This is a genomic window from Thalassovita sp. (assembly GCF_963691685.1).
In the GTDB taxonomy this organism is placed as follows: domain Bacteria; phylum Pseudomonadota; class Alphaproteobacteria; order Rhodobacterales; family Rhodobacteraceae; genus Thalassobius.
The window spans coordinates 3245794-3270306 of the sequence record NZ_OY829290.1 but is presented as its reverse complement, the minus strand read 5'-3'; the positions used below and the strand labels follow the sequence as shown (position 1 = coordinate 3270306).

Here is a 24513-nt window from a genome sequence, read left to right as displayed (position 1 = left end):
CGTTACTGTTCTTCGTTGGCGAGGCTTCTGCGGAAGAGCCGTAGCGATACGAAACCGGTGAATGCCGACAGAATGGCGGCAAGAGTGAAGACCGGGGCAAAGCCCCAGCTCTGCGCCAGAACCCCGGCCAGCATGGATCCGACCATGTAGACAAAGAGGTTGGCGCTGGAGAGGATGGTGAAATCGGTGCCGGCCTGCACCAGCGAGGCCACCCGCATGAAGGCGGTGTAAAGGCCGACCATTTCCATGTAGCGGCTGAAAGTTTTCAGGAAGGACAGCGCCACCAGCATCTCCAGTGGCAGACCATAGGCGGCCGCATAGCCGTAAAGGCCAAAGATCACCGTGCGCAGCACCACGATGGTGACGAAGAAAGCCGCCAATCCGGAGCGGTTGATGACCATCATGCCAAAAACCGCCCCAAAGAGGCCCACACAGGCGGCCGATCCGCCGGAGATCAACCCGATCTGGGACAGGCTGAAGCCCATGTCGACAAGGAACGATTGCTCCAACGCCTGAATCAACCCTTCCGGCAAGCGGAAGATCAGCGCAAAGGCAAAGATCATCATGGCGCCTTCGCGGGCAAAGAACCGGCGCAGGTGGGGGCGGTCTTGGGTCTGGCGCTGGTGGCGGCGGCCCAGCGTTTCCGGCACCATAAGGAAGGCGACAACAGACAGCATCGACAGCCCGCCCGCGCTGAGAAGCGCAAACTGCCAGCCGGTCAGATCAAACAGGATCAGGGTGCCAGAACCCCCAAGCAGGACCCCCAGCGCCACCGCGCCGCTTTGAATGGCATTGCCGCCGGATTGTTTTTGCGGTGGCAGGTGCTCAACCGCATAGCCATCCGTGGCAATATCCTGCGTCGCGGCGGCAAAGGACATGACCATCAGCAGCGGGAAAAACAGGCTGAGGTCGGCAAGCGGATCCAGGAAAGACAGCGCAACGATGCTGCCAAACACTGCCAGCTGCGTGCCAAGCACCACGCCTTTGCGCCCAACGCGCGGCAGGGCAGACAGCCGGTCAATCCAAGGCGCCCAGAGTGCTTTGAACACCCAGGGCAGCATCAGGATCGCGAAACTGCCGATGGCGGCCAGATTAACCCCCTGCGATCGCAGAAACGGCGGCAGGGCGGCAGCAACCAGGTAGAGCGGGATGGCCTGCGCCACATAAAGCCCCATCAGCGCCAGCCAAATGCGGCGGTCCAATGTGCCCTGTTCTGTCTGGTTCTGTTCTGTGGTGTCGGCCAATGCCATTGCAGTCCCCTCGACGCCAAGAGTTGGGTCAAGAGGTTACTAAACTAATTTAGTCAGGATTCTAGTAAAAAATGAGCTTATACTCACAAAACTTTACTATCTTTTTTAATTCAACTACTTACGTATATTTTGTTGACCCTTGGGAAGCCTCAGGACCCCTCTTCCACCAGCGGCCGGTCCAGCATCTGGTGGTCAAACACCAGCAGCAATGTGTGGCGGCACCAGTTCAACACGCTTTCCCGGTTCGGTGAGGTCTTGGTCAGCGCCAGAACCTGCAGGCAGGCGATACAGATCTGATTTTGCAGCAGCGCCAGATCCCGTTGTTTTTCAGGCGGGGGCAGGGTGCCAAACTTGCTTTGAAACGCCATGATCCGCTGGAAAATCTGACCCAGATGATGTTCTTCCAACTCCGCCAGCTTGCGTGAGCTGCCCATGGCCCGGCGCAGCTGCCAGTGGCCGGTAGAGTTGATCGAAGTTGGGCCGCCAAGCGCCTCCAGAATGGCTTCGACGCAGTCATTTTTGTCACTGCCCGGACCTAGTGAGTTATAGGCGTGATCCAGGGAGGCCAGCGTCTGCTCCAACCAGCGTTGAAACAGCTCATAGAAGATCGCTTCCTTGTTGGGAAAGAACTGGTAAAGGCTGCCGATGCTGACATTTGCACGCTGCGCAATGCCATTGGTGGTCAGCTTGTCCGCCGGGCCTTCAGACAGCATCGTCAGAACTGTATCAAGGATATGTTCGACCCGCTCGCGCGAGCGCCGTTGCTTGGCTTTTTTGCGCGGGGCGATGGCGCTGTCTGTGGTCTCGGTCATGCGAAAATGGCTGCCTGCACTCTGAGTTTGAATGCCTCAGACCTAACAAACCCCCGCCAAAAAGACCAGCGGGGGCGCAAAGCTGCCCATTGGGATGCCCGATATTCCTATTTGAATATAAGGCGTTATCCTGGCGCTTTAGCGGGCTTCGACCCAGAGAATGCGCGCTGGGGCGCCTTCGGCATTCTCCAGCTGGGTGGGCGCCAGCGAGGTCAGGAAGGCTGAATCGCCGGCCTCAAGCACATGGGCATCAGCGTTCTCAACCCGCAGGGTTAAGCGGCCTTCCAGCACATGGCACATCATCTCCGCACTGGGCAGGCTGGCGTTTGGCGCGGGCGCGCTGCTTGCACTTTGAAGTGTTAAGATCTGGCATTGCAAACGGTCCGATGTCCCTTCGGGGAACAGCGGCGCGTGATGCAGGTCCGCCTTGGGCGTGGGGCTGGGGGCGTCGGCCTTGGCAATGCAGATGATGGGATCTGCCGCGGTGGGCGGCGTCAGCAGGGCGGCGGCCGGAACACCAAGGCCCCGGGCGATCCGCCCGATGGTTTCATAGGTTGGTGATATGAGCGCATTTTCGACCTTGGACAGGTTGGATTTCGACACGCCCGAAGATTTCGCCAATTGGCTGAGAGAGATTTGCTGATGGTGCCGAATCTGTCGGATAATTGTCCCGATTTTCGTCAAATTTTCATCGGGTTGGATTTGCTGCACTTGGGGGGTCATGCAATTTCCTGAATTTGGGGATTAAGTGAGTGTGAAACTGCGTGACGCAATGCCCGTCTGCTTTCAAGTGGGCAAAAAATGCAGGTTGTGCCGTAGGTGAAACTTCAGCGGGTTTTGGGGTATTTTTGCCACAAACTGCGGCAATTTTTCGCCGTATAAGCGCGCGGAATTAGAGGCTTCAAAACAACTTACGCGCCGCGAAGGGGGCAAGGGGAAATAGAACTCTCTGGTTGCATTGTGGGGGTGAAGTCTGGTTTCTGGACCCCAAGCTCGGACCCCATATCTGAACCCGATGCAAGGAGGAGCATCATGTCGTTGACCACGTCGCCGCGTTTGTCGGAAAAATCCGTCACAGAACTGACCGCGTTGCGGCATCAGCTGCACCGTCGGCCTGAGGTCTCTGGCGCTGAGGCTGAGACCGCCAAACGCATCGCGGCAGAACTGACCCGGCTGGGGGCAGATCGGCTGTGGCAAGGTCTGGGCGGCCATGGTGTTGCGGCGGAGTTTACAGCTCAGGCGCCTGGTCCAACTGTGTTGATCCGCTGTGAGCTGGACGGTCTGCCCATCGCTGAGGTGTCGGATCTGCCTTACCGTTCCGAACTGGCGGGCAAAAGCCACGTCTGTGGCCATGACGGGCACATGACGATGGTCATGGGGGTCGGGCATGGGCTGGCGTATGGCTTGGCCAAAAGACCTGCCAAGGGGCGGGTGATCCTGTTGTTCCAACCGGCGGAGGAAACCGGGATGGGGGCCCCGGCGGTGATTGCCAGTGCCGATTGGGCGGCGATCAAGCCTGATTACGCCTTCGCCATTCACAACCTGCCGGGCATGACTTTGGGGCGCATGGGTCTGTGCCGATCCACCGCCGCCTGCGCCTCACGCGGGATGAAGGTGACCCTGTCGGGCAAAAGCTCCCATGCGGCGATGCCGGATGACGGGGTGTCACCCGCGCCGTCGCTGGCGCAGTTGATGACCGCGTTGCCCGCTTTGGGGCCGGGGGGCGTTTTGGATGAGGCTTTTCGCCTCTGCACGCTGACCCATATAAATCTGGGTGAGCCCGCATTTGGCATTGCCCCCGGCGATGGTGAGCTGCGTTGCACTCTGCGGTCAGTTACTGATGCGGGTATGGCGGGTTTGATTGATCAGGCAACCGCGCTGGTCACGTCAACGGCCCGTGAGCATGGCCTAAAGGCCGAGATCACATGGCATGATGTCTTCGCTGCGACGGTCAACGGGGCAACGGCGAATGACATCGCGGCCCGTGCGGCGGAGAGCTGCGCCATCCCGGTTGAGATGCTGGATCACCCGATGCGGTTTTCTGAGGATTTCGGCTGTTTCGGGCTGGATGGGGCCGAGGTGGCGATGGTCTATCTGGGATCTGGTGAGGATCAGCCGCAGTTGCACAACCCCGATTTCGATTTCCCCGATGCCCTGATCCCGGTCGGTGCGGGGTTCTTTCTGACCATCGTCGACCTGTTGCTGGGCCGGCGGGAAGCGGGATCCTAAAGTGATTGCATCCGCTGCGGGTGGCGCGGGGTGAGCGGGCTGGGGCGTCGTTGCGGCGCGCGCTCGGCCTCATGCAGCAGCCATTCGCGCAAAAGCCCCGCCTTGGGGTGCACGGCCCGGCCACTGGGGGCGGTGAGGTAGAAGGCTTCATTCAACGGGACGGGCAGGTGGAACGGGCGGATCAGTCGGCCACTGTCCAGCATTGGCCCACTCATTGAGGACCGGCCCAGGGCCACCCCGCCGCCAGCGGCAGCAAATTCAAACACCGCCAGCGAGTTGTCGAACTGCATGCCCTGACCGGGGTTAACGCCCTCAACACCCGCGCTGCGCAGCCAGGTGGACCAGCCTTCTTCATATCCCAGAACATGCAATAACTGGTGATGGCGCAGGTCATTGGGATGCACCAAAGGCGGGCCATTTGACAGCAGCGATGGCGCGCAGAGCGGTTCAAAAACCTCCCATGTCAGACGATCTGAGACCAGACCGGACCAATCCCCGGTGCCATAGCGGATTTCCATATCAACGCGGGGGGCATTGCTGGCCTCATCCCAGACCGAGGAGATCAGCCGGATCGGGCAATCCGGATAGGCCTCAGTAAAGCGGCGCAGGCGCGGGGCGATCCAAGTGACGGCGAATCCCACCGGCGCGCGCAGGGTCAGGGCATCTGACAGGCGACCGCCAAAAACCTCTTCGGTGCCCGATAGGATTCGATCAAAGCCATCGCGCACCTTCGGCAGGTAAGCGGCGCCGATCTTGGTCAGCGCCAAGGAGCGCGGACGCCTTTCAAATAAGGGCTCTCCCAGAAATTGTTCCAGCAATTTGACCTGTTTGCTGACCGCCGCCTGCGTCAGGTTCAGCTCAGCCGCGGCGCTGGTAAAGCTCAGATGGCGCGCCGAGGCCTCAAAGGCGCGCAGCCAGGTCAGATGCGGTAATTTCTGGGCCATGCAAAACCTTCCCATAACGAGACTGGTGTCATGATGACCTTTCCGTTAGAAGGCCGATGTGCCGGAAACGGCGCTCGAGGAGCGAAAAGCGAACGTTGAGGGGGCGTGGCAGCAAGAGAGCCATAACCACAACAGGGGCTGACCCCCCATATATGTCGGTTGTGACAGGACCCTTTGCTGACCCAACATCAAGACCACTCAATGACAGGAATACCGCCGATGTTTTCAATCGCTCCCAACGCACGTCTGCGCCCGACACCGTTCCTCAATGCGGCCCGCGCCGAAGGTCTGAAGACCGCGATGGTCTATAACCGTATGGTTTTGCCGGCCTCTTATGGAAATCCAGAAGAAGAATACTGGCGACTGATCAATGGGGTTTCCATGTGGGATGTCGCAGTGGAGCGTCAGGTGCAGATCACTGGTAAGGACGCCGCCAAGCTGGCGCAGATCCTCAGCCCGCGGGACCTGAGCAAATGCAAGCCGGGGCAGGGCAAATATGTGCCGCTGTGCAATCATCGCGGCACGCTGATCAATGACCCGATTCTGCTGAAACATGACGATGACCGGTTCTGGTTCTCCATCGCTGACAGCGACATTTGGTTCTGGGCCGGTGCAATTGCGGCTGAGCGTGGCCTTGATGTGCAGATCGAAGAGCCTGACGTCTCCCCCCTGGCGGTTCAGGGCCCGAAAGCGGTGGAGGTGGTTGCCTCGATCTTTGGGGATTGGGTGCGGGATCTGAAATACTTCTGGTTCAAAGAAACCGAGCTTGAAGGCATGCCCGTGGCCGTGCAGCGCTCGGGCTGGTCGAAACAGGGCGGGTATGAGATTTACCTCAAGGATGGCAGCCAGGGCGATAAGCTGTGGAACATCGTCAAAGAGGCAGGCGCACCTTTTGACATTGGTCCCGGTTCCCCCACCACGCCGGAGCGCACTGAAAGCGGTCTGGTCTCGGTCGGGGGGGACACCGATGCCAACACCAACCCGTTTGAAGTGCGCCTTGGCCAATATGTTGATCTGGATGTGGACGACGATGTGGTGGGCATTCGCGCCCTGCGCAAAATCGCCGAGGACGGGCCGAAGCGGCACCAGCTGGGTCTTAAGCTGCAGGGGGATGCCCCCGCGCCGCTGGGCTTTGCCTGGGAGGCGCTGACAAAGGACGGGCGCAAAGTGGGCGATATGACCAACTGCACGTGGTCTTTCCGTCTGAAACAGAACATCGGCTATGCGCTGATTTCGGTCGACATGCAGGCCGGGGATCAGGTCATGGTCCAGCGACCGGGTGGTGAAGTGGCCGCGGAATTGGTGGAGTTGCCTTTTCTGTGAACCCCTATCCGATTGTCATAACTCAGTTTTCTTGGCAGGCTACCCCTAGGGCAGCTGTGAAAGGCCTTGAAATGCTGTGCAAAGGTCGGGCTACTATAGTCCCCAGCACAGATCCCTTTGCCGCGCGCAGTGCCGCGCGAGATGCGGAGGGCCAGAGATACCGGCGGTGAGGAACACGCTGGCAGCCATCGCGGGATCCCCTGCGGTGGCTACATCAACAACAGAGGAGAAAATCAATGACACAGATGAACAAGTCCGGCATCACCCGCCGTGGGCTGCTGCGCGGTGCCACCGCGATGGGCGCCGCCGCGCTGATCCTGCCCGCGGGCATGCGCGCTGCCAGCGCCGCCCCGAAAAAAGGTGGCGTTCTGCGCATCGGCATGGGCCACGGCAGCACCTCGGACAGTCTGGATCCGGGCACATGGGATAACGCCTATTCGCAGGTTTTTGCCAGCGCGCGCCATAACTACCTGACCGAGATTGACGCCGACGGCCAGCTGGTGCCCGAACTGGCGACCGAATGGTCCTCGCCTGATGCGACCACCTGGACCTTCAAGATCCGCGAAGGTGTGACCTTCCACAGCGGCAAAACCCTGGACGCCGGCGACGTCATCGCCTCGCTGAACCACCACCGCGGCGAAGACAGTGAATCGGCCGCCAAGCCGATCGTTTCGTCCATCGTCGACATGAAGGCCGACGGCAGCCACACTGTTGTCATCACCCTGGAAGCAGGCAACGCCGACTTCCCCTTCATCATCTCCGATTATCACCTGGCCATCCTGCCCGCCAAAGACGGCAAGATCGATCCGATGACCCTGGACGGTTGCGGCGGCTATGTTGTTGACAGCTTTGAGCCCGGCGTGCAGGCGACCCTGTCGCGCAACCCGAACTACTGGAAGTCCGATCGCGCCCACTTCGACGGTCTGGAAATCCTGCCGATCGTAGATGCCGCAGCCCGTCAGAACGCGTTGCTGTCCGGTCAGGTTGATGTGATCGACCGTGTTGACCTCAGCACTGTGCACCTGCTGGAGCGCGCACCGAACGTCAACATCCTGTCGGTTTCGGGCACCCAGCACTACGTGCTGCCGATGGACAGCCGCGCAGCCCCCTACAGCGACAACAACGTCCGTCTGGCGCTGAAGCACGCGATTAACCGGGAAGAGCTGGTCGACAAGATCCTGAACGGCTACGGCTCGGTCGGCAACGACCACCCGATTGGTGTGTCCAACCGTTTCCACGCCTCTGAGCTGGAACAGCGCACCTATGACCCGGACAAGGCCAAGTTCTACCTGAAAGAAGCCGGCCTCAGCAGCCTGGACGTGGAACTGTCGACCTCGGAAGCGGCCTTTGGCGGTGCAACCGATACTGCGGTTCTGTTCTCGGAAAGCGCCAAAGCGGCAGGCATCAACCTGACCGTCAAGCGTGAGCCGGCAGATGGCTACTGGTCCAACGTCTGGATGCAGAAACCCTTTGTTGCCAGCTACTGGGGTGGTCGTCCGACCGAAGACTGGATGTTCACCACGGCCTATGCCTCGGGTGCATCCTGGAACGACAGCTACTGGGAGCATGAGCGCTTCAACAAGCTGCTGACCGAAGCCCGTTCGGAACTGGACGACGCCAAGCGTCGTGAGATGTATGTCGAAATGCAGAGCATCGTCCGTGACGAAGGCAGCGTGATCGTACCGATGTACGCCAACTACGTCATGGCCCTGTCCAACGCCGTTGCAACCCCTGAAAAGGTTGCCTCGAACTGGACCATGGACGGCTTCAAAGCTGTTGAGCGCTGGTGGTTCGCGTAAATCGCGCCGCTTTTTAGCGATTGATATGGGCCCGGTGCGGAAACGCGCCGGGTCATGCCCCACTCAACCGGGCCTTGCCCCACCCACAGGGGGCGCAAAACACAAAAATGAAATGTGGGAACAGACGGAGGGACACAACAGATGGCGCATGTCTGGCGCATGATTGCGCAACGGCTTGCCCTAGGATTTCTGACGCTTTTCGTGATTTCGCTGCTGATCTTTGGCGCGACCGAATTGCTGCCCGGCGACTTCGCCGAGGCCGTCCTGGGACAATCGGCAACCGAAGAGACCGTGGCGGCGATCCGCCGGGATCTCGGGCTCGACCAACCCTTTCACACCCGCTACATCGACTGGCTGTTTGGCGTCCTGCAGGGGGATTTCGGAAAATCGCTGTCCAATGACCGCCCGGTGCTGGATCTGATCGGCAACCGGCTGGGCAATACACTGTTTCTGGCGATCTATGCGGCCTGTCTGGCGGTTCCGCTGTCGCTGGCCCTCGGCATTCTTGCCGCGCTTTTCCGCAATTCGATCTTTGACCGCGTGTCCAACGCGGCGGCGCTGACCTCGATCTCCTTCCCAGAGTTTTTTGTCGCCTATATTCTGATCCTGTGGCTGGCGCAGGGCGGGCATTTCCCGTCGATTGCACGGCTCAGCAGCTCGGCCAGCTTGGGCCAGACGCTCTATCAGACCTTCCTGCCAGCGCTGACGCTGACCCTTGTTGTCACCGCCCATATGATGCGTATGACCCGGGCGGCGATCATCAACCTTTTGGCCAGCCCCTACATTGAAATGGCGCGCCTCAAGGGGATGAGCCCGATGCGGGTGATCCTGAAACACGCGCTGCCCAATGCGCTGGCCCCGATCATCAACGTTGTGGCGCTGAACCTGGCCTATCTGATCACCGGTGTGGTCGTGGTTGAGGTGGTCTTTGTCTACCCGGGCCTTGGCCAGTTGATGGTGGACAGTGTGACCCGTCGTGACATCCCCGTGGTGCAGGCTGTGGCGCTGATCTTTGCCTCGGCCTATGTGCTGTTGAACCTCACCGCTGACGTGCTGTCGACCCTGTCGAACCCACGTCTGATGCACCGTCGTTAAGGGGGATCTGATATGTCGTTTCTGATGACCCTTTTCTGGGTAGTTGCAACCGCACTGGGCGCGCTGGCATTGGGCTGGCTGTTCCGGGCGGTCTTGGTTCTGGCCACACCGGCCAATATGGCACGTGAGCTGCGCAAGGCACCGTTGACGGCCTCCTTCGGGATGCTGGTGATCCTGATTTACGTTGTGGTGGCCCTGTTCGCCCCGCTGATTGCCCCCTTCGCGGAAAGTGAAGTGGTGGGGCGCCAGTATCAGCAGTGGGACAGCACCTATCTGTTGGGCACCGATAACCTGGGCCGCGATATGCTGACCCGGATGATCTATGGCGCACGGAACACCGTCGGGATCGCCTTTGCCACCACGGCGCTGGCCTTCTTTGTCGGCTCCATCCTTGGCCTGCTGGCCGCGGTGGTGGGCGGCTGGCTGGACCAGTTCCTGAGCCGCGTGGTGGACATCCTGATGGCCATTCCGTCGCTCATCTTCTCGCTGTTGCTGCTGACCATCTTTGGCACCTCGGTGGTGTCGCTGATCCTGGTGATCGCAACGATCGATGCCACCCGCGTGTTCCGTCTGGCCCGGTCTGTGGCGCAGGGCATCGTGGTGATGGACTACATCGAAGCCGCCAAGCTGCGCGGTGAGGGGCTGTGGCACCTGGTGACCCGCGAGGTGTTGCCAAACGCGATGGCCCCGTTGGTGGCCGAATTTGGCCTGCGCTTCTGCTTTGTGTTCCTGGCCATTTCGGCGCTGTCGTTCCTGGGCCTTGGCATTCAGCCGCCCACGGCTGACTGGGGATCGATGGTGCGCGACAACGCAACGCTGATCACCTTTGGCGACATCACCCCGCTGCTGCCGGCTGGTGCAATTGCGCTGCTGACGGTTGCGGTGAACTTTGTGGTGGACTGGCAGCTGCACCGCGCCAGCGGATTGAAGGAGTAAGCCCATGGCGAATGATAAGACGCAAGAGCCACTCCTCACCGTGCGCGGCCTCAGGATTGAGGGCAAATCTGAGGATCAGTGGAACGAAATCGTCAAAGGCGTGGACCTGACCCTGCATCGGGGTGAGGTGCTGGGCCTGATCGGTGAATCCGGCGCGGGCAAGTCCACGGTTGGTCTGGCCTCGATGGGCTTCACCCGTGATGGCTGCCGCATTTCCGGGGGTGAGATCACCTTTGATGGCATTGATCTTCGGGCCGCCTCAGCGGCGGACAAACGCGGGCTGCTGGGCAAGCGGATCGCCTATGTGGCGCAATCCGCAGCGGCCAGTTTCAACCCGGCGCATAAGCTGATTGATCAATACAGCGAAGCGCCGGTGGTGCATTCTGTCATGTCCCGCGCGGATGCTGAGGCGGATGCGGTGGACCTCTACCGCCGCATGCAGTTACCGGATCCTGAACAGATCGGCTTCCGCTATCCGCATCAGGTGTCCGGCGGGCAGCTGCAGCGGGCGATGACGGCCATGGCGATGTCCTGTCGGCCTGACCTCATCATCTTTGATGAGCCGACAACTGCGCTCGATGTGACCACCCAGATTGAGGTCTTGGCGGCGATCCGTGACATCGTGGAACAGTTCAACACCGCTGCGATCTATATCACCCACGATCTGGCGGTTGTGGCGCAGATGGCAGATCGCATCAAAGTGCTGTTGAAAGGCGAAGAGGTCGAAGAGGCGGACACCCGCACCATGCTCAGCACCCCGAAGGAGGACTATACCAAGTCGCTCTGGGCGGTGCGCAGCCACGCCCGGCCTGAACAGCCGAAACCCGAAGGGGAAACCCCGGTGGTGTCGGTGCGCAATGTGACGGCGGGCTATGGCAAAGTTGATGTGTTGCAGGATGTTAGCTTTGACATTCACAAACGCCGCACTGTCGCCGTTGTGGGCGAAAGTGGATCGGGGAAATCGACCACCGCCCGGGTGATCACCGGTCTGTTGACGCCGCGCCGTGGTGAGGTGCTGTTTGACGGTGAAGCGCTGCCTGCGGACTATCGGTCGCGCAGCCGCGATCAGCTGCGGCAGGCGCAGATGATCTACCAGATGGCCGACACTGCGCTGAACCCGAAACTGACCATCCGTGAGCTGATCGGCCGCCCGGCGCAGATGTATCTGGGCCTGAAAGGCAAGGCGCTGGAGGATCGGGTCAAAGACCTGCTGAACCTGATTGAGCTGGAGCCGGAGAACTACATTGACCGGCTGCCCTCAGAGCTGTCGGGCGGTCAGAAACAGCGGATCGGTATTGCCCGCGCGCTGGCGGCGGAGCCGAAGTTCATCATCTGCGATGAGGTCACATCGGCGCTGGATCAGCTGGTGGCGGAGGGCATCCTGAAACTGCTGGACCGGCTGCAGGAGCAGTTTGATCTGGCCTATATGTTCATCACCCACGATCTGGCCACGGTGCGCGCCATCGCGGATGAGGTGGTGGTGATGCAGCAGGGCCGGGTGGTTGAACAGGGCGTGAAGTCCGAGATGTTCCAACCACCGCACCATCCCTATACCGAGCTGCTGTTGTCTTCGGTGCCTGAGATGGATCCGGATTGGCTGAGCGATCTGTTGGCCAGCCGCGCCGCGAAATAACGAAAGGGCGCCCCAAGCGGGCGCCCTTTTTTATGCGGGCTTCGTGAGCGTCCATGGTCACTCGGTCTTTGGCAGCCAACCTGTCGCCAGGGCCTGCGCCCAATCCAGCCTGCCGTGATCGCGGGCAAGGGAGGCCATGCGCGCACTGTCATAGGGAACCAGCCGCAGATTGCAGAGCCACCCGGAATTTGTCTTCTCCACAAGGGCATAGCTGGCCTGCGGCGTGCCGGTCTGCATCCGATGATAGACCGGGTGGGTGTCATCATAGGCCGGGCAGCCGACGCTGCCGGGGTTCAGGATCACCGGACCATCGGGCAATTGCACCTGCCGTGGGATATGGGTGTGACCGCAGAGGATCAGGCTATAGGCCTGTGCGGGCGCCTCCGCCGCGATCTCCTCCAGGGTTGCGGCGCGCGGGGATCCATCACTGTCCACGGTCTCCAACCAATAGCGGCTGTCGCTCTGGGGCGTTCCGTGGCAGGCCAGTACTTCGGCTGAGATTTCGGCGGTCTCTGGCAGGCCGCGCAGCCAGTCCAGATGCGCCGGGCGCAATTGCGCATAGGCCACTTGGTCTGAGGGGCTCATCTCAGCGGGGTCCTGCGTCACCAGATAACGATCGTGATTGCCTCGAATGCAGGTAAAACCGCGCGGGATCAGCATGTCGGCGCAGCGCGCGGCCTCCAACGGGCCGCTGAAGTGGTCGCCCAGAACCACGGCCTCTTCTACCCCGAGGCTGGCCATATCGGCCAAAACGGCGGCCAGCGCGTCAGAGTTTCCATGAATGTCTGCAAGTACGGCGAAGGTCATGGCGGCAGCGTCTCAGCTTGGGTTGATAGGGTCAAACGGATTGCTGCGCCTCGGCGCGCAGCCAGGTGATCAACTTGTCGAGGTCCGGTGAAGATTGGCGCCCCGGCGCGCGCAGCAGATACATGCCCTGATCCTGCTGATACGCGGCCCGGACCGATGGCACCAAAGTGCCCGCAGCCAAATAGGGCTGGGCAAAGGCGTCAAAGACCAGGCAGTACCCCACCCCCTGCGCCGCGACGTCGAGGGCGACACTGGATTGATCAACAACCATCGCCGGATCCGGCAGCGGATCGGTCAGGCCCTGACGGTGGAAAAACCGTGTCCAACTTTCTGTCACGCCAGCGATTTCGATCAATGGGGCGTGGCGCAGGGTTTCCAGATCCGGCACCGTTTTGGCCAGATCGGGGTGGGCCAGCGGCAGAACCTTCCCGCGCACCAGCGGTTCGGCCAACACGCCGGTCCATTCGCCCTGACCATAGCTGATGTCCAGATCCAGCTGTTCACTTTCCACTGTGCCCGCCCAGCCAGCGGTGTGCAGCTGCAACCGCACCTCAGGGTGGGCCGCGCGGAACCGTGGCAGGCGCGAGATCAGCCAGGATTGGGCAAAGCTTTGCAGGCAGCGCAGGCGCAGCGTAGCCTGCTGTCCCCGGCCAAAGACATCCGTGGTGGCCAGCGACAGATCGCTGAAGGCCTGCCGCACCGCAGGCAGGTAGTTTTCCCCCAGTCGGGTCAGCAACAGATGGCGGTTGCGGCGCAGGAACAGCGGATAGCCCAGTTGCCCCTCAAGGCTGCGGACCTGATGACTGATCGCGGCTGGGGTGAGCGCCAGTTCTTCGGAGGCGAGGGTGAAACTGCCAAGCCGTGCGGCGGCCTCAAAGGCGCGCAGCCAGGGCAGGGGAGGGAGGTTATAACTCATCCCACCATTTCAAATGAAATACGGGCGAGGGCAAATGATTCTTTGTTTGTCACAAAAGCTTCATCTGCGCCATCTTGGTCAAAACCAAGGAGGGCGTGCGCGTGGACAGGTTTGATTACGTCATTATCGGCGCAGGATCAGCAGGTTGCGTTCTGGCGGATCGGCTGAGCGCCTCAGGCAGGCATCGGGTTCTGGTGCTGGAGCGGGGGCCGCGTGATCGGTCCCCCTGGATCAAGATCCCCGCCGGCTATGGCAAGCTGTTCTACCATCCCAAGCTGAACTACGGCCTGCAGGCCACCCCATCTGACGCCATTGAGGGCCGGGTGGACTACTGGCCGCGGGGCCGCGTGGTTGGCGGCTCGGGCTCAATCAATGCCATGGTCTATTGCCGTGGCTTGCAGCAGGATTTTGACGATTGGGCCAGCCTTGCGGGGCCTGAGTGGGGCTGGGATGCAGCCTGTGAAACCTATGACCGGATTGAGACCCATCACCACGCCGATGGTCGTGTTGCCGGCAGCGGCCCGCTGCAGATCACCGACGTGCGTCAGCGCATCCACCCGGTCAATCGCCACTATTTCACCGCGCTTGAGCAACAGCAGCTGCCGCAGACCGATGACATGAACGGCCCGCAGCCCGAAGGCGGTGGGATCTACCGGCTGAACACCTACAAAGGCCGCCGCTGGTCGGCGGCGCAGGCACATCTGAAACCGGCCCTGCGGCGCAGGAATGTCACCCTGCGCACCGGCGCCGAGGTTGAACGTATCCTGTTTGACGAAAGCCGTGCCACCGGGGTGGCCTATCGTCGGAACGGCCAACGGGTGGAGGTGCAGGCCGGTCAGGTGATCCTGTCGGCGGGGGCGGTGCACAGCCCGCAGATCCTGCAACTGTCTGGCCTTGGGCCGGGGCAGGTGCTGCGTGATCTGGGCATTTTGCTGCGGCTGGCCAATGACAATATCGGCGGCAATCTGCAGGACCATCTGGGCGTTAACTATTACTTCCGCGCAACCGAGCCGACATTGAACAATCAACTGGCCCCCTGGTGGGGCAAGGCATTGGCGGGATTGCAATATGTGCTGGCCCGGCGGGGCCCGCTGGCGTTGTCGGTGAACCAATGTGGCGGCTTCTTCCGCTCAGGTGCAATTGAGGGGCAGGTGGACCAGCAGCTCTATTTCAACCCGGTGACCTATACGACCACCAAGGCCGGCACCCGCAATGTGATCAACCCCGATCCTTTCCCGGGCTTTATCCTTGGCATGCAGCCCACCCGGCCCAGCAGCCGCGGTCGGATCGATATCCGCTCTGCCGATCCGGGCACAGCGCCGCGGATTGAGGCCAACCCCTTGGCGAGCGAGGAGGATCAGAAAGCGGTGATCGCAGGAGGTCGGCTATGCCAGCAGATCCTTGCAGCGCCGGCGTTGCAGGCCTTGATTGATGAACCGATGTATGGCGACGTGCAGCAGATGGATGATGCCGCGATCCTGAGCGATTTTCGCGCCCGTTGCGGCACTGTGTTCCACCCGGTGTCGACGGTGCGGATGGGGCTGGATCCGGCCACCTCGGTGCTGGACCCGCAGCTGCGGTTGCGCGGCGTTGACGGGCTGCGGGTTGTCGATGCCTCGGCCTTCCCAAACATCACCTCGGGCAATACCAATGCCCCCACCATGATGCTGGCCCACCGGGCGGCAGATATGATCCTGAAAGACGCGAGTTGAGCCATGAAGATCACCAAGATTGAAACTTTTGCCAATGAATTCGTAGGCTTCACCCGGCTGACGACAGAGGATGGCGCGCAGGGCTGGGGGCAGGTCTCGACCTATAATTCCGACATCACCGCGCAGGTGTTGCACCGTCAGATCGCCCCTTGGGCACTGGGGCGGTCCACCCAGGATCTGGAGGCAATGGTCTGTGAAATCCCCGAGCGTGAACATAAATTCCCCGGCTCCTACCTGCGCCGGGCGCTGGCGGGGCTGGATACGGCAATCTGGGATTGGCGCGGCAAACAGGCGGGCAAACCGGTGGTTGAACTGCTGGGCGGCACGCCGGGCCGGCTGCGGGCCTATGGCTCATCAATGACCCGCGACATCACACCCGAGGAGGAGGCCACGCGCCTGGCACGGCTGCGGGGTGAACAGGGGTTTGATGCCTTCAAATTTCGGGTGGGCCGCGAATGTGGGCACGATGTGGACCAATGGCCCGGACGCACCGATGCGATTGTGCCTGCGGTACGCGCGGCGGTGGGCGACGATGTAGCGCTTCTGGTCGATGGCAACTCGGGCTATTCGGCGGCCAAGGCGATTGAGGTCGGCAAGATGCTGGAACAAAACGGCGTCGAACACTTTGAGGAGCCTTGCCCATACTGGCTGATGGAGGAAACCAAACAGGTCACCGATGCCTTGGATTTGGATGTGACAGGCGGGGAACAGGATTGTGATCTGCAGCATTGGAAACGGATGATCGCGATGCGCGCGGTGGATGTGATCCAGCCCGATATCCTCTATCTCGGCGGTATCTCCCGCACGCTGATGGTGGCCGAGATGGGCGCCAAGGCCGGGCTGCCCTGCACGCCGCATTGCGCCAACCTGTCACTGGTGACGCTGTTCACCATGCATCTGCTCAAGGCCATTCCAAACGCCGGCAAGTATCTGGAATTCTCCATTGAAGGCGATGACATCTATCCCTGGCAGCGCGATCTGTTTGTGACCTGTCCCTACCGCATCGAAGACGGCCATGTGACGGTCTCTGACGCGCCGGGTTGGGGGATTGAGGTGTCCCCTGAATGGCTGTCGCGGGCGCAGTATCAGGTCAGTGAGCTATCTGAGTAATCCTGTGGGTTGTTTCGATATTTCCATGTTTTGTAGTTGTTTACGGGGAGAGTATCCTGTGGTTAAATTTTATCCACAGGGTTATGCACATGGCTGGATAGGCGGGTTTTATGTCTCTCAACCGCCTTGACGCCGCTTCCGCAGCTGCGCAGGCTCACGTCAGGGACAGGAGGGGCCAATGATCCGCCATATCGTATTGATCAACTTCCGCGCTGAAGTGTCTGAGCAGGAGATTTCTCAGATGTTTTCCGCCCTGCCAGCGTTGCAGGATCTTTTGCCCGGCATGGGCGCGGTTACCGCGGGTCGCAGCGAAAGCCCGGAACAGATGGAACGTGGGTATATGCACGGGTTTGTGTTGGATTTTGACAGCTGGCAGAGCCTGCAGGCCTATCAGGATCATCCCCAGCATCAGGCGCTTGGGGCCAGGCTGGTTGCGGCGGCCGAAGGCGGTAAAGACGGCATTCTGGTCTTCGATCTGGAGGTTTAACCGCTTGCGCCCTGACCGCTAAATCCGGCACACTCGGCCCAAATCCGGGGGCTTGAGGTGCAGGAAAAGCGACGTAAATTCAAACGGCAAAGCGCTGAGGAGCGGAAGCAGGCGCTGGTGCAGGCGACTTTGGATCTGGTGGCAGAACAGGGGGTTCAGGCTGCAACCGTGCGCGCCATTTCCGAACGCGCTGAGGTGACGCAGGGGCTGATCCGGCACTATTTCTCAACCAAAGAAGAGCTGATCCTGGCCGCTTATGAATACCACATGAATGCGCTGACCGATCAGGCCAGTGCGGCGGCTGAGGCGGAGCATGACAGCGCCCGTGGCAAGCTGGCGGGCTTCATCCGCGCGTCGCTGAAACCGCCTGTTGTCGATCCTCGGGCGCTGGCGCTTTGGGCGGGGTTCATGACGATGCTGCTGCAGGATCCGGCAATGCGGCAGATCCATGAGCGCAGCTATGTCTATTTCCGCAACCGTCTGCAGGCACTGATCGCTGAGGCGCTGACGGAGGCCGGGAAAACCGTTTCAGAACCGAGGCTTAGGGGCCTGGCTATCGCCTGCAACGCAGTGGTGGATGGCCTGTGGCTGGAAGGTGGTGCTTTGCCAGAGGCCTTCGGCGACGACGAATTGCCGAAAATCGGGCTGGAGGCCGTGGGCGCGATTATCGATCTGTCGCTGGACCTGGGGTGAGGTGGCCCGGCCTATCCGCCGGGCCTGTTCTCCGTGGGCTATGAGGCGATCACAACCTCAATCATCACCGGACCGGGCGCCTGCGCCGTGTCGCGCAGGGCAGCGCTCAGCGCCTCGGGTTGATCAGGCACCTGTCGGTATTCCATATTGTAAGAGGCGGCGGTGTCGGCAAAACGGGGCGGGGTTGGATCGCAGCCAATCACCGGCGCATCGACGTCGCGCATGGCCGCAGCGATTTCGCCAAAACCGTGGTTGTTCCAGATCACAAAGCGCACCGGCAGGCCTTCCTGCGCGGCGACGGCCAGTTCGGGCAGCGAAAACTGCGCGCCCCCATCGCCGGTCAGACAGATGGTTGGCTGATCGGGCTTGGCAATGGCCGCGCCAATCGCCGCGGGGATCGCATAGCCCAAGGCGCCATAGCCGGTGGAGGAATTGAACCATCCCCCCGCAACATCATGACCGTAATAGAGATTTCCGGCATAGATCGGCTGCGTTGAATCGCCCACGATCTGCGCGCCGGGCAGGGCATCGCGCATCGCGTTGAGCATCGCAACATTGGCGCGGTAGGCCGGGCTGAGGGCATCCCAGGCGGCGGTGCGGCAGGCCTCGGCCCGGGCGGCGCCGTCGGTTGGTGCACGCCGTGGCAGCTGGGCGGCCAGTTGACCCGCCACCGTTGCCGCATCGGCGCAGAGGGCGATCACATGTGGGTGACGGGCGATTTGATCCGGGCAGATATCCACCCGGATCAGCCCGCGCATCTGCGCCATGTCACCGGTTGCGTACATGTCATAATCGGTCGGCCCCAACTCCGTCCCAAGGGCCAGCACGCAGTCGGCCTCCTCGATCAGATCACGCACCGGTTTCAGGCTGGGACTGGCGGGCACGGTCAACGGATGCTGATGCATCAACCCGCGCGCATTGGTGGTCTGAACCACCGGCGCGTCGAGGCTCTCTGCCAAGGATTGCAGCGCAGCGCCACCTGTTTTGATACCGCCGCCAGCAAGGATCACCACCCGTTCTGCCTGGGTCAGTTGCGCGATAACCTGTTGCAGCGCGTCATCTGCGGCGGCTTTCGGGGCGGCTGGGGGGGCAGGGGGCGCCAGCGGGGCGGCCGTGACGCCAGCCACATCCAGCGGCACCTCAATATGTGCGGGCTTCGGGCGCGCGGCCTGCATCGCGTCAAAGGCACGCGTTAACGCGCCGTTCAAGGCGTCAGGGTTGCTCACGTGTTCCGAGGCCGCGACCACGGTTTGCATCAACCCCTGCTGGTCGGGCAACTCATGCAGATGGCCCATGCCCTCACCCAGAGAGGCGCGGGCATTGACGCCCGAGACCACCAAAACCGGGACCGAATCCGCACGGGCCTGGGCCACGGGGGTGATCGTGTTGGTCAGGCCGGGGCCGGTGATCACAAAGGCCACGCCGGGCTTGCCACTGGCGCGGGCATAGCCATCGGCCATGAAGCCCGCCCCCTGTTCATGCCGCGGGGTGACATGGCGGATCCCGTCAAGATCCAGACCCCGGTAAAGCTCAATCGTATGCACGCCGGGAATGCCGAAGACGCAGTCAACGCCGCGCTGTTTCAAGCCGCTGACCAGCGCCTCGCCGACGGTTGGTTTGGTTTTTCTCATGAGGCGACCGCCTGCGGTTGGGTGGCTTTGGCATGGGTCAACATACGATCAATCGCCTGATCGAACTGGTCGTCCGGGATGGTCAGCGCGACACGCACCCAGTCCTGCAGGCCATCGCCAAAGGCACTGCCCGGCATCACGGCAACGCCCTGATCTAGCAGTGCCCAGGCGTAGGCTTCACCTTCAAGACCGAGGGCTTTGGCGGACACCAATGCAAACATGCCTGCCGCCGGCATATGCACGGCGAGGTCACTCTCAGCCTGCAGTTGATCGCGCAGCCGGGTGGCACGCGCGCTGAACCGTGCGGCCATGCCTGCCGCCACGGGCGATCCTTCGCGCACGGCAAGTTCGGTCATGTCGGCGATGAAGGGTTGGTTGCCAAACAGCATGGTTTCGGCAACGGGCAGCAAAGCCTCGCAGAAGGCGGCAGGCCCAACACACCAGCCGCTGCGGAACCCAGGCGCTGCGTGAGATTTGGAGATTGAGGCCACCGCGATGACCCGATCGGCGATTTCGGGCAGGGCAAGCGGCGAGCAGAAGGCGGTGCCGTCAAAGATCAGATCCTCGTACACCTCATCCGAAATGATCCAGAGGTTGTGCTGACGGGCCAGTGCGCCGATCGCCTGTAGCTCCTCCCGGCTGAGGATCGCGCCAGTGGGGTTGTGGGGGGAGTTCAGCAGGATGGCGCGGCTTTTGGGGGTGATTGCGGCGGCCAGATCATGGGCCTGCATGCGGAACCCATGTTCGGCCCGCAGGGGCACCGGGACCATCGTGGCGCCAGTTGCACGCACCACCCCTTCGTAAGTCGCATACATCGGATCGCCCACCAGCACCTCATCACCCGTTTCGGCAACGCCCATCATCACGGTATAAAGCGCGGTCTGGGTACCCGGCAGACACAGGAAGTTCTCAGGCCCGAAGGGCCGGCCAATCCGGGCTGTGTAGCGATCCGCCAAGGCCTGCAGCAGTCCTTCCTCACCTTGTCCGTTGGAATATTTGGTGCGCCCGGCGTTCAGCGCTTCAATGCTGGCGGCAACCAATCTGTCAGGCACCGGCACATCAGGTTCGCCAATGGTCATCTCAATGATGTCTTCGCCCGCCTCAATGCGATCGCGCGCCGCAAAATGCACCGCCCATTTGGCGCCGCCCAACCCGGCCAACCGGGTGGTGATATAGGCCAGTTTCATGGCTGTTGTCCTTATTCAAACGGCTGTGGGACGGGGACGTCTCCGTTACAGCGCGGGTGTGTTTTGTCTTGTTGTGCATCTGTATAATAACTCTGTCAACTAGAACCTAAGTGCAGGCGGGATCATGGGGTCCGGGGTACGAGCATCCAATTTCAGCCACAGAGTTCAGCCACAAAAGCGGGAATCGTTAGGTGTGTGCGGCAGCTTTGAGCCTTGGTTCAAAGGCTAATCTGCTGTGTTTGCTTAAAAATTCGCCTCTAGGCTGCTTTGCGGGGCGGATCACCTTATGGGTGAGCGATCAATCGACTCTTCAATCACCGATAAGCCATTGAATTTCCACAATTTTTCCTAAAATTCTGAATATCTGTCTCTGGCCACAACTCAACTGGAGCAGAAAATGAACATTAAAACATCATCTTTCACCCCCTATGACGACGGCACCCTGCCGTTGATCAGTCTCAGCGATCTCAGCAGTGAGGATCCTGTCAAACAGCAGGCGGTTGCAGACCAGATCGGTCAGGCCGCACGGCAGTTCGGGTTTTTCCGGATCTGCGATCATGGCATCAATCCGGTGCTGATTGAGGCGGCCTATGCGGTGGCCGCGCTGTTCTTTGCGCAGCCCGAACGGCACAAGATGCGCCATTACATCGGCAACAGCAGCAATCACCGCGGCTATGTGCCGTTCAGTGAAAAAGGCGATTATGCCGATGAGAAAAACCGCAGCTATGAGGCGTTTGATCTAGGTCTGGACCTGCCGTCGGATGACCCGGATTATCTGGCGGGCAACCGTTTGTTGGGGCCAAATGTCTGGCCGGACAGCCCCGGGTTTGCCCAGATCATCGGCACCTATTACCAGCAGATCGCGCGGCTTGGTCAGCGGGTGACTGGTGCGTTGGAGCAGCATCTTGGCCTGCCGCAGGGCGCCATGCTGGCCCAGATGGACAAGCCCGTTTCACAGCTGCGCCTGCTGCATTACCTGCGCGGCGATGAGACCACCGACCATAAATCGGTCAATATGGGCGCCCATACGGACTATGAATGTCTGACACTGTTGCATACACGCAACCCCGGTCTGCAAGTCCTTGCAACCTCTGGTAAATGGATCGACGTACCGGTCGATCATTCGGTCTTTGTGGTCAATATTGGCGACATGTTGGAGGCCTGGAGCAACGGAATTTTGCGCTCAACACCTCATAGGGTCTTGAATTCAAGCGCAGAACGGTTTTCGATGCCGTATTTTGTAGCGGCAAATTACGACACGATGATTGAACCCTTCCCTCAGCTTATCAGCGAAAACCGCCCATCGGGCTATACGCCCTTCAAAGCGGGGGAGCATCTGGAGACTATGCTTATGCGCGATTTCCCCTATCTGCGGGACGGTCAGGCAGAGACCAACTTCTCAAACCCCTTTGAAGGCCGCCTGCAGGGAGATCAGCACTGATGCCACCCTTTGAAACGATCTTGGCGGTGCTGCTTGCAGGATTTGCGCTTAGCGCAACACCCGGTCCCTCGATGCTTTATGTGCTGTCGCGCACGGTCGGGCAGGACCGGGTTGCCGGGCTGGCCTCGGCCTTTGGGCTGGCGCTGGGGGGCATGGCGCTGGCCGTGGCCACCGCGATGGGGCTTGCAGCCGTGTTTGCCAAGTTCACATGGATCGTGCCGGGGCTGCGCTATCTGGGATCGGCCTATCTGATCTGGCTGGGCGTCGGCATGATCCGCGAAGCCCGTGCGGCAGCGCTGGCGGATCTGCATGTCAGCGAAGTGGTGCGCAAACCTGTGCGTGCGATCGTTTGGCAGGGGGTTCTGGTGGAACTGCTGAACCCCAAAACGGTGCTGTTCTTCGCGCTGTTCCTGCCGCCCTTCATCACGATGGGGGAGGGCAACGGCAGTGTTGAACTACAGTTCCTGATCCTCGGCGCGCTGGTCCCGCTGACGGCGATCCCGTCGGATATGCTGGTTGTCTTCATGGGTTCCAGCCTTGCTGGCGCGATTAACAAACGCCGGCATCTGCGTGAGGCGCTCGGCTGGATTGGCGGCGGTATGCTGATCCTGATCGCGGTCAACCTGCACCTTGGGCTGATCTGATCCAAGTGTTTGCAAATTGTGTTAAGGGGCGGTGCCACGGGCGCCGCCCTTTGCCATGTCGCGCAGGCTTTTGTGGAAGGCGGCCGGGGTCTGACCACTGATGCGGCCAAAGACACGGTGAAAGGCAGGCAGATCCTGATAACCCGATTGCGCCGCCACCTCTGCAACCGGCAGGGCGCTGTCCGCCAGCAGGGTTTTGGCATGTTCAATCCGCAACTGCTGCAGGTATTGGGTGACAGTCAGCCCGGTGGCCCGTTGGAACCGCCGCTGCAAGCTGCGGGGTGACAGGCCCAGCCGCCCTGCCAGCAGGGGCAGGGCAGGTGGATGGGCAAGATCGCGGGCCAGCCCGTGCTGGGCCTCGGCCACCTTGGCATCCCCATGGTCAAATCGCGGTTGGAATCGCTGAAACCGGCGCTGGTCGCGCCGACCGGGATCAACCACAAAATGGCGCGCGGTTTCCAGCATCTTGGCATGCCCGCACAGCCGTTCGATCACAATCAGGGCCAGATCCACCCAGGCCATCAGCCCGCCCGCAGTGACCAGATCGTCATATTCGATCACCAGCCGGTCGGTGTTGATCTGTAGATCCGGCCAATGGCGCTGCAGATCATGCCCCGCGCCCCAATGGGTCGTCACCGGGCGCCCGGCGTCAAGACCTGCGGCGGCCACCCAGATCACCCCAACACAGGCAGAGCAGATCAGCGCGCCCTGCTGCGCTTGGTCCGAAATCCAGCGCGGCAGATCGGGGTGGTCGGCGGGGTCAGGGGCCGTGGCTGCCGGCGGCAACAGGATTGCACTGGCGCCCGGCATTTTCGCCCAACCCGCCGCTGTCATGTCCCCTGGGCGCACTATCTCAGGGCGGAGGCCCGCGTGTGACAGGATATCCACCAGACCCAGCACCGCAGATGGCAGCGCACCGGGATAGTCGAGGAGGAGAACACGAGGAGCGGAATTCATCGGTTTGGCGTAATCAGCAAATTTATAGTCACTTGTGACACTATCGTGGATCCACGCTGCAGGCCATATCCCATTTCATCAAAGACATAGGAGAGCGTTATGAGCGCACGTATACATGACATGAAAATCGGTGAGATTGATCTGCGGATCTTCGATGATGGTCGGTTCACCCTGCCTGCCGCCTATTTCGGCAATGTGCCTGAGGGCATGGTGCTGGGTGAGCAGGTGGAGATTGGCGCGAACCTCTGGCTGATCCGCAGCGGCGATCGTGTGATCCTTGTTGATACCGGCTCGGCTGAGGCGCTGAAGGCCATGTTCCCCGAAACCGGCGCGGCCTGGGGGGATCTGCAGGGGGTGCAGCCAACCGACATCGTGTTGACCCACATGCATGCCGATCATCTGGGCGGCTTTGCCGATCCAGCGGCCTTTGCCGGGGTGACCATCCATGTGGCTGCGGCGGAATGGGGGTTCTGGACCAACCCGGATCTGCCCGGTCTGGTGCCGGAAGAAAACCGCCCGATGATTGAGATGATCCAAGGCGTTGCGGCTGGGATCGCGGATCGGGTGGTGACACATGACGGCGCGGCAGAACTGGCCCCGGGCGTCACCCTGGCGCCTCTGCCGGGCCATACGCCGGGCCACACCGGTGTTCAGCTGCAAAGCGGCGGGCAGGAACTGCTGATCGTGTCAGACGCGGTGATCACCGAGCAGATCCAGATGGCCCAACCCGAAGTGACCTATGCCCTGGATGGCGATGCCGCCGCAGCCGTGGCCACCCGCCAGGCCCTGCTGGCTGAGGCCGCTGCCAAAGGCACGCCAATTGCGGCCACACATTTTGCCTTCCCCGGTGTGGGCACCGTTGTGGCGGAGGGGCGGGCCTACCGGTTCCAGCCGGTCTAAACTGTGA

At 61.2% G+C, this 24513-nt stretch carries 22 protein-coding genes; 13 read left to right on the top strand and 9 right to left on the bottom strand.

The annotated features are described in order from the left end of the window. Nucleotides 1-2: 2 nt before the first annotated feature. From ACORLH_RS15670 to ACORLH_RS15660, 3 genes are all read right to left on the bottom strand, one after another. The gene (locus tag ACORLH_RS15670) at nt 3-1250 is read right to left on the bottom strand and encodes an MFS transporter (RefSeq protein ID WP_321829273.1); all 1248 of its coding nucleotides are present in this window, start codon (nt 1248-1250) and stop codon (nt 3-5) included. A gap of 149 nt (nt 1251-1399) precedes the next feature. Further along, the gene (locus ACORLH_RS15665; RefSeq protein WP_321829272.1) at nt 1400-2062 is read right to left on the bottom strand and encodes a TetR/AcrR family transcriptional regulator; all 663 of its coding nucleotides are present in this window, start codon (nt 2060-2062) and stop codon (nt 1400-1402) included. A gap of 138 nt (nt 2063-2200) precedes the next feature. Further along, nucleotides 2201-2785 (bottom strand): XRE family transcriptional regulator, encoded by a 585-nt coding sequence (locus ACORLH_RS15660; RefSeq protein WP_321829271.1) that lies wholly within the window; start codon nt 2783-2785, stop codon nt 2201-2203. Nucleotides 2786-3094: 309 nt separating this feature from the next. Between ACORLH_RS15660 and ACORLH_RS15655 the strand changes: the two genes are divergently transcribed. After that, the gene (locus ACORLH_RS15655) at nt 3095-4291 is read left to right on the top strand and encodes an amidohydrolase (RefSeq protein WP_321829270.1); all 1197 of its coding nucleotides are present in this window, start codon (nt 3095-3097) and stop codon (nt 4289-4291) included. On the opposite strand, the gene gcvA is transcribed toward ACORLH_RS15655, so the two are convergent. Then, nucleotides 4288-5235 (bottom strand): transcriptional regulator GcvA, encoded by a 948-nt coding sequence (gcvA, locus tag ACORLH_RS15650; RefSeq protein ID WP_321829269.1) that lies wholly within the window; start codon nt 5233-5235, stop codon nt 4288-4290. The two genes, ACORLH_RS15655 and gcvA, sit on opposite strands and share 4 nt — an antisense overlap. Nucleotides 5236-5454: 219 nt before the next feature. On the opposite strand from gcvA, the gene ACORLH_RS15645 reads away from it, so the two are divergent. From ACORLH_RS15645 to ACORLH_RS15625, 5 genes are all read left to right on the top strand, one after another. Beyond that, a complete protein-coding gene (locus ACORLH_RS15645; RefSeq protein WP_321829268.1) occupies nt 5455-6558 on the top strand; it encodes a glycine cleavage T C-terminal barrel domain-containing protein in 1104 nt (367 codons plus the stop codon). A 236-nt stretch (nt 6559-6794) separates the two neighbouring features. Continuing rightward, nucleotides 6795-8357 carry an ABC transporter substrate-binding protein gene (locus tag ACORLH_RS15640; protein WP_058244726.1) on the top strand — a complete coding sequence of 521 codons (1563 nt, stop codon included), beginning with the start codon at nt 6795-6797 and terminating at the stop codon, nt 8355-8357. Between the two features lie 141 nt (nt 8358-8498). Further along, nucleotides 8499-9452 carry an ABC transporter permease gene (locus ACORLH_RS15635; protein WP_058244725.1) on the top strand — a complete coding sequence of 318 codons (954 nt, stop codon included), beginning with the start codon at nt 8499-8501 and terminating at the stop codon, nt 9450-9452. Nucleotides 9453-9464: 12 nt separating this feature from the next. Then, the gene (locus ACORLH_RS15630; protein ID WP_082626390.1) at nt 9465-10388 is read left to right on the top strand and encodes an ABC transporter permease; all 924 of its coding nucleotides are present in this window, start codon (nt 9465-9467) and stop codon (nt 10386-10388) included. A gap of 4 nt (nt 10389-10392) precedes the next feature. Further along, nucleotides 10393-12021 (top strand): ABC transporter ATP-binding protein, encoded by a 1629-nt coding sequence (locus ACORLH_RS15625; protein ID WP_321829267.1) that lies wholly within the window; start codon nt 10393-10395, stop codon nt 12019-12021. Between the two features lie 57 nt (nt 12022-12078). On the opposite strand, the gene ACORLH_RS15620 is transcribed toward ACORLH_RS15625, so the two are convergent. Both ACORLH_RS15620 and ACORLH_RS15615 read right to left on the bottom strand, forming a co-directional pair. Further along, the gene (locus tag ACORLH_RS15620) at nt 12079-12828 is read right to left on the bottom strand and encodes a metallophosphoesterase family protein (protein WP_321829266.1); all 750 of its coding nucleotides are present in this window, start codon (nt 12826-12828) and stop codon (nt 12079-12081) included. Between the two features lie 31 nt (nt 12829-12859). Next, a complete protein-coding gene (locus ACORLH_RS15615; RefSeq protein WP_321829265.1) occupies nt 12860-13744 on the bottom strand; it encodes a LysR substrate-binding domain-containing protein in 885 nt (294 codons plus the stop codon). A gap of 101 nt (nt 13745-13845) precedes the next feature. Between ACORLH_RS15615 and ACORLH_RS15610 the strand changes: the two genes are divergently transcribed. The 4 genes from ACORLH_RS15610 (at nt 13846) to ACORLH_RS15595 (ending at nt 17746) form a co-directional block, all read left to right on the top strand. After that, on the top strand, nt 13846-15456 hold the full coding sequence (locus ACORLH_RS15610; RefSeq protein ID WP_321829264.1) for a GMC family oxidoreductase: 1611 nt from the start codon (nt 13846-13848) through the stop codon (nt 15454-15456). A gap of 3 nt (nt 15457-15459) precedes the next feature. Next, on the top strand, nt 15460-16566 hold the full coding sequence (locus ACORLH_RS15605) for a mandelate racemase/muconate lactonizing enzyme family protein (protein ID WP_321829263.1): 1107 nt from the start codon (nt 15460-15462) through the stop codon (nt 16564-16566). A gap of 178 nt (nt 16567-16744) precedes the next feature. Then, complete coding sequence (locus ACORLH_RS15600) at nt 16745-17053, top strand: Dabb family protein (RefSeq protein WP_321829262.1); 309 nt, start codon at nt 16745-16747, stop codon at nt 17051-17053. Between the two features lie 57 nt (nt 17054-17110). Beyond that, nucleotides 17111-17746: a TetR/AcrR family transcriptional regulator gene (locus ACORLH_RS15595; RefSeq protein ID WP_321829261.1), complete on the top strand. Its 636-nt coding sequence runs from the start codon at nt 17111-17113 to the stop codon at nt 17744-17746. Nucleotides 17747-17784: 38 nt separating this feature from the next. Here ACORLH_RS15595 and ACORLH_RS15590 read toward each other — a convergent pair whose 3' ends face one another. Together ACORLH_RS15590 and ACORLH_RS15585 are read right to left on the bottom strand one after the other, a co-directional pair. Continuing rightward, nucleotides 17785-19377, bottom strand: a complete 1593-nt coding sequence (locus ACORLH_RS15590) for a 5-guanidino-2-oxopentanoate decarboxylase (RefSeq protein ID WP_321829260.1) — start codon at nt 19375-19377, stop codon at nt 17785-17787. Continuing rightward, nucleotides 19374-20564 (bottom strand): pyridoxal phosphate-dependent aminotransferase, encoded by a 1191-nt coding sequence (locus tag ACORLH_RS15585; RefSeq protein ID WP_321829259.1) that lies wholly within the window; start codon nt 20562-20564, stop codon nt 19374-19376. The genes ACORLH_RS15590 and ACORLH_RS15585 overlap by 4 nt, the downstream gene beginning before the upstream one ends. 397 nt (nt 20565-20961) lie before the next feature. On the opposite strand from ACORLH_RS15585, the gene ACORLH_RS15580 reads away from it, so the two are divergent. Both ACORLH_RS15580 and ACORLH_RS15575 read left to right on the top strand, forming a co-directional pair. After that, nucleotides 20962-22005: an isopenicillin N synthase family dioxygenase gene (locus tag ACORLH_RS15580; protein ID WP_321829258.1), complete on the top strand. Its 1044-nt coding sequence runs from the start codon at nt 20962-20964 to the stop codon at nt 22003-22005. After that, a complete protein-coding gene (locus ACORLH_RS15575; protein ID WP_321829257.1) occupies nt 22005-22649 on the top strand; it encodes a LysE family translocator in 645 nt (214 codons plus the stop codon). Before ACORLH_RS15580 ends, ACORLH_RS15575 begins: the two co-directional genes overlap by 1 nt. A gap of 21 nt (nt 22650-22670) precedes the next feature. On the opposite strand, the gene ACORLH_RS15570 is transcribed toward ACORLH_RS15575, so the two are convergent. Beyond that, nucleotides 22671-23606 (bottom strand): GlxA family transcriptional regulator, encoded by a 936-nt coding sequence (locus ACORLH_RS15570; protein WP_321829256.1) that lies wholly within the window; start codon nt 23604-23606, stop codon nt 22671-22673. Nucleotides 23607-23705: 99 nt separating this feature from the next. Here ACORLH_RS15570 and ACORLH_RS15565 point away from each other — a divergent pair, with 99 nt between their 5' ends. Then, the gene (locus tag ACORLH_RS15565) at nt 23706-24506 is read left to right on the top strand and encodes an MBL fold metallo-hydrolase (protein ID WP_321829255.1); all 801 of its coding nucleotides are present in this window, start codon (nt 23706-23708) and stop codon (nt 24504-24506) included. The last annotated feature ends 7 nt before the right edge of the window (nt 24507-24513 follow it).

Excerpts from the sequence above, each read along its gene's own strand:
- ACORLH_RS15655 (WP_321829270.1), top strand. The coding sequence starts at position 3,095 with ATGTCGTTGACCACGTCGCCGCGTTTGTCGGAAAAATCCGTCACAGAA.
- ACORLH_RS15575 (WP_321829257.1), top strand. The coding sequence starts at position 22,005 with ATGCCACCCTTTGAAACGATCTTGGCGGTGCTGCTTGCAGGATTTGCG.
- ACORLH_RS15600 (WP_321829262.1), top strand. The coding sequence starts at position 16,745 with ATGATCCGCCATATCGTATTGATCAACTTCCGCGCTGAAGTGTCTGAG.
- ACORLH_RS15570 (WP_321829256.1), bottom strand. The coding sequence starts at position 23,606 with ATGAATTCCGCTCCTCGTGTTCTCCTCCTCGACTATCCCGGTGCGCTG.
- ACORLH_RS15640 (WP_058244726.1), top strand. The coding sequence starts at position 6,795 with ATGACACAGATGAACAAGTCCGGCATCACCCGCCGTGGGCTGCTGCGC.
- ACORLH_RS15625 (WP_321829267.1), top strand. The coding sequence starts at position 10,393 with ATGGCGAATGATAAGACGCAAGAGCCACTCCTCACCGTGCGCGGCCTC.
- ACORLH_RS15565 (WP_321829255.1), top strand. The coding sequence starts at position 23,706 with ATGAGCGCACGTATACATGACATGAAAATCGGTGAGATTGATCTGCGG.
- ACORLH_RS15585 (WP_321829259.1), bottom strand. The coding sequence starts at position 20,564 with ATGAAACTGGCCTATATCACCACCCGGTTGGCCGGGTTGGGCGGCGCC.
- ACORLH_RS15580 (WP_321829258.1), top strand. The coding sequence starts at position 20,962 with ATGAACATTAAAACATCATCTTTCACCCCCTATGACGACGGCACCCTG.
- ACORLH_RS15645 (WP_321829268.1), top strand. The coding sequence starts at position 5,455 with ATGTTTTCAATCGCTCCCAACGCACGTCTGCGCCCGACACCGTTCCTC.
- ACORLH_RS15590 (WP_321829260.1), bottom strand. The coding sequence starts at position 19,377 with ATGAGAAAAACCAAACCAACCGTCGGCGAGGCGCTGGTCAGCGGCTTG.
- gcvA (WP_321829269.1), bottom strand. The coding sequence starts at position 5,235 with ATGGCCCAGAAATTACCGCATCTGACCTGGCTGCGCGCCTTTGAGGCC.
- ACORLH_RS15660 (WP_321829271.1), bottom strand. The coding sequence starts at position 2,785 with ATGACCCCCCAAGTGCAGCAAATCCAACCCGATGAAAATTTGACGAAA.
- ACORLH_RS15620 (WP_321829266.1), bottom strand. The coding sequence starts at position 12,828 with ATGACCTTCGCCGTACTTGCAGACATTCATGGAAACTCTGACGCGCTG.
- ACORLH_RS15670 (WP_321829273.1), bottom strand. The coding sequence starts at position 1,250 with ATGGCATTGGCCGACACCACAGAACAGAACCAGACAGAACAGGGCACA.
- ACORLH_RS15605 (WP_321829263.1), top strand. The coding sequence starts at position 15,460 with ATGAAGATCACCAAGATTGAAACTTTTGCCAATGAATTCGTAGGCTTC.
- ACORLH_RS15635 (WP_058244725.1), top strand. The coding sequence starts at position 8,499 with ATGGCGCATGTCTGGCGCATGATTGCGCAACGGCTTGCCCTAGGATTT.
- ACORLH_RS15665 (WP_321829272.1), bottom strand. The coding sequence starts at position 2,062 with ATGACCGAGACCACAGACAGCGCCATCGCCCCGCGCAAAAAAGCCAAG.
- ACORLH_RS15615 (WP_321829265.1), bottom strand. The coding sequence starts at position 13,744 with ATGAGTTATAACCTCCCTCCCCTGCCCTGGCTGCGCGCCTTTGAGGCC.
- ACORLH_RS15630 (WP_082626390.1), top strand. The coding sequence starts at position 9,465 with ATGTCGTTTCTGATGACCCTTTTCTGGGTAGTTGCAACCGCACTGGGC.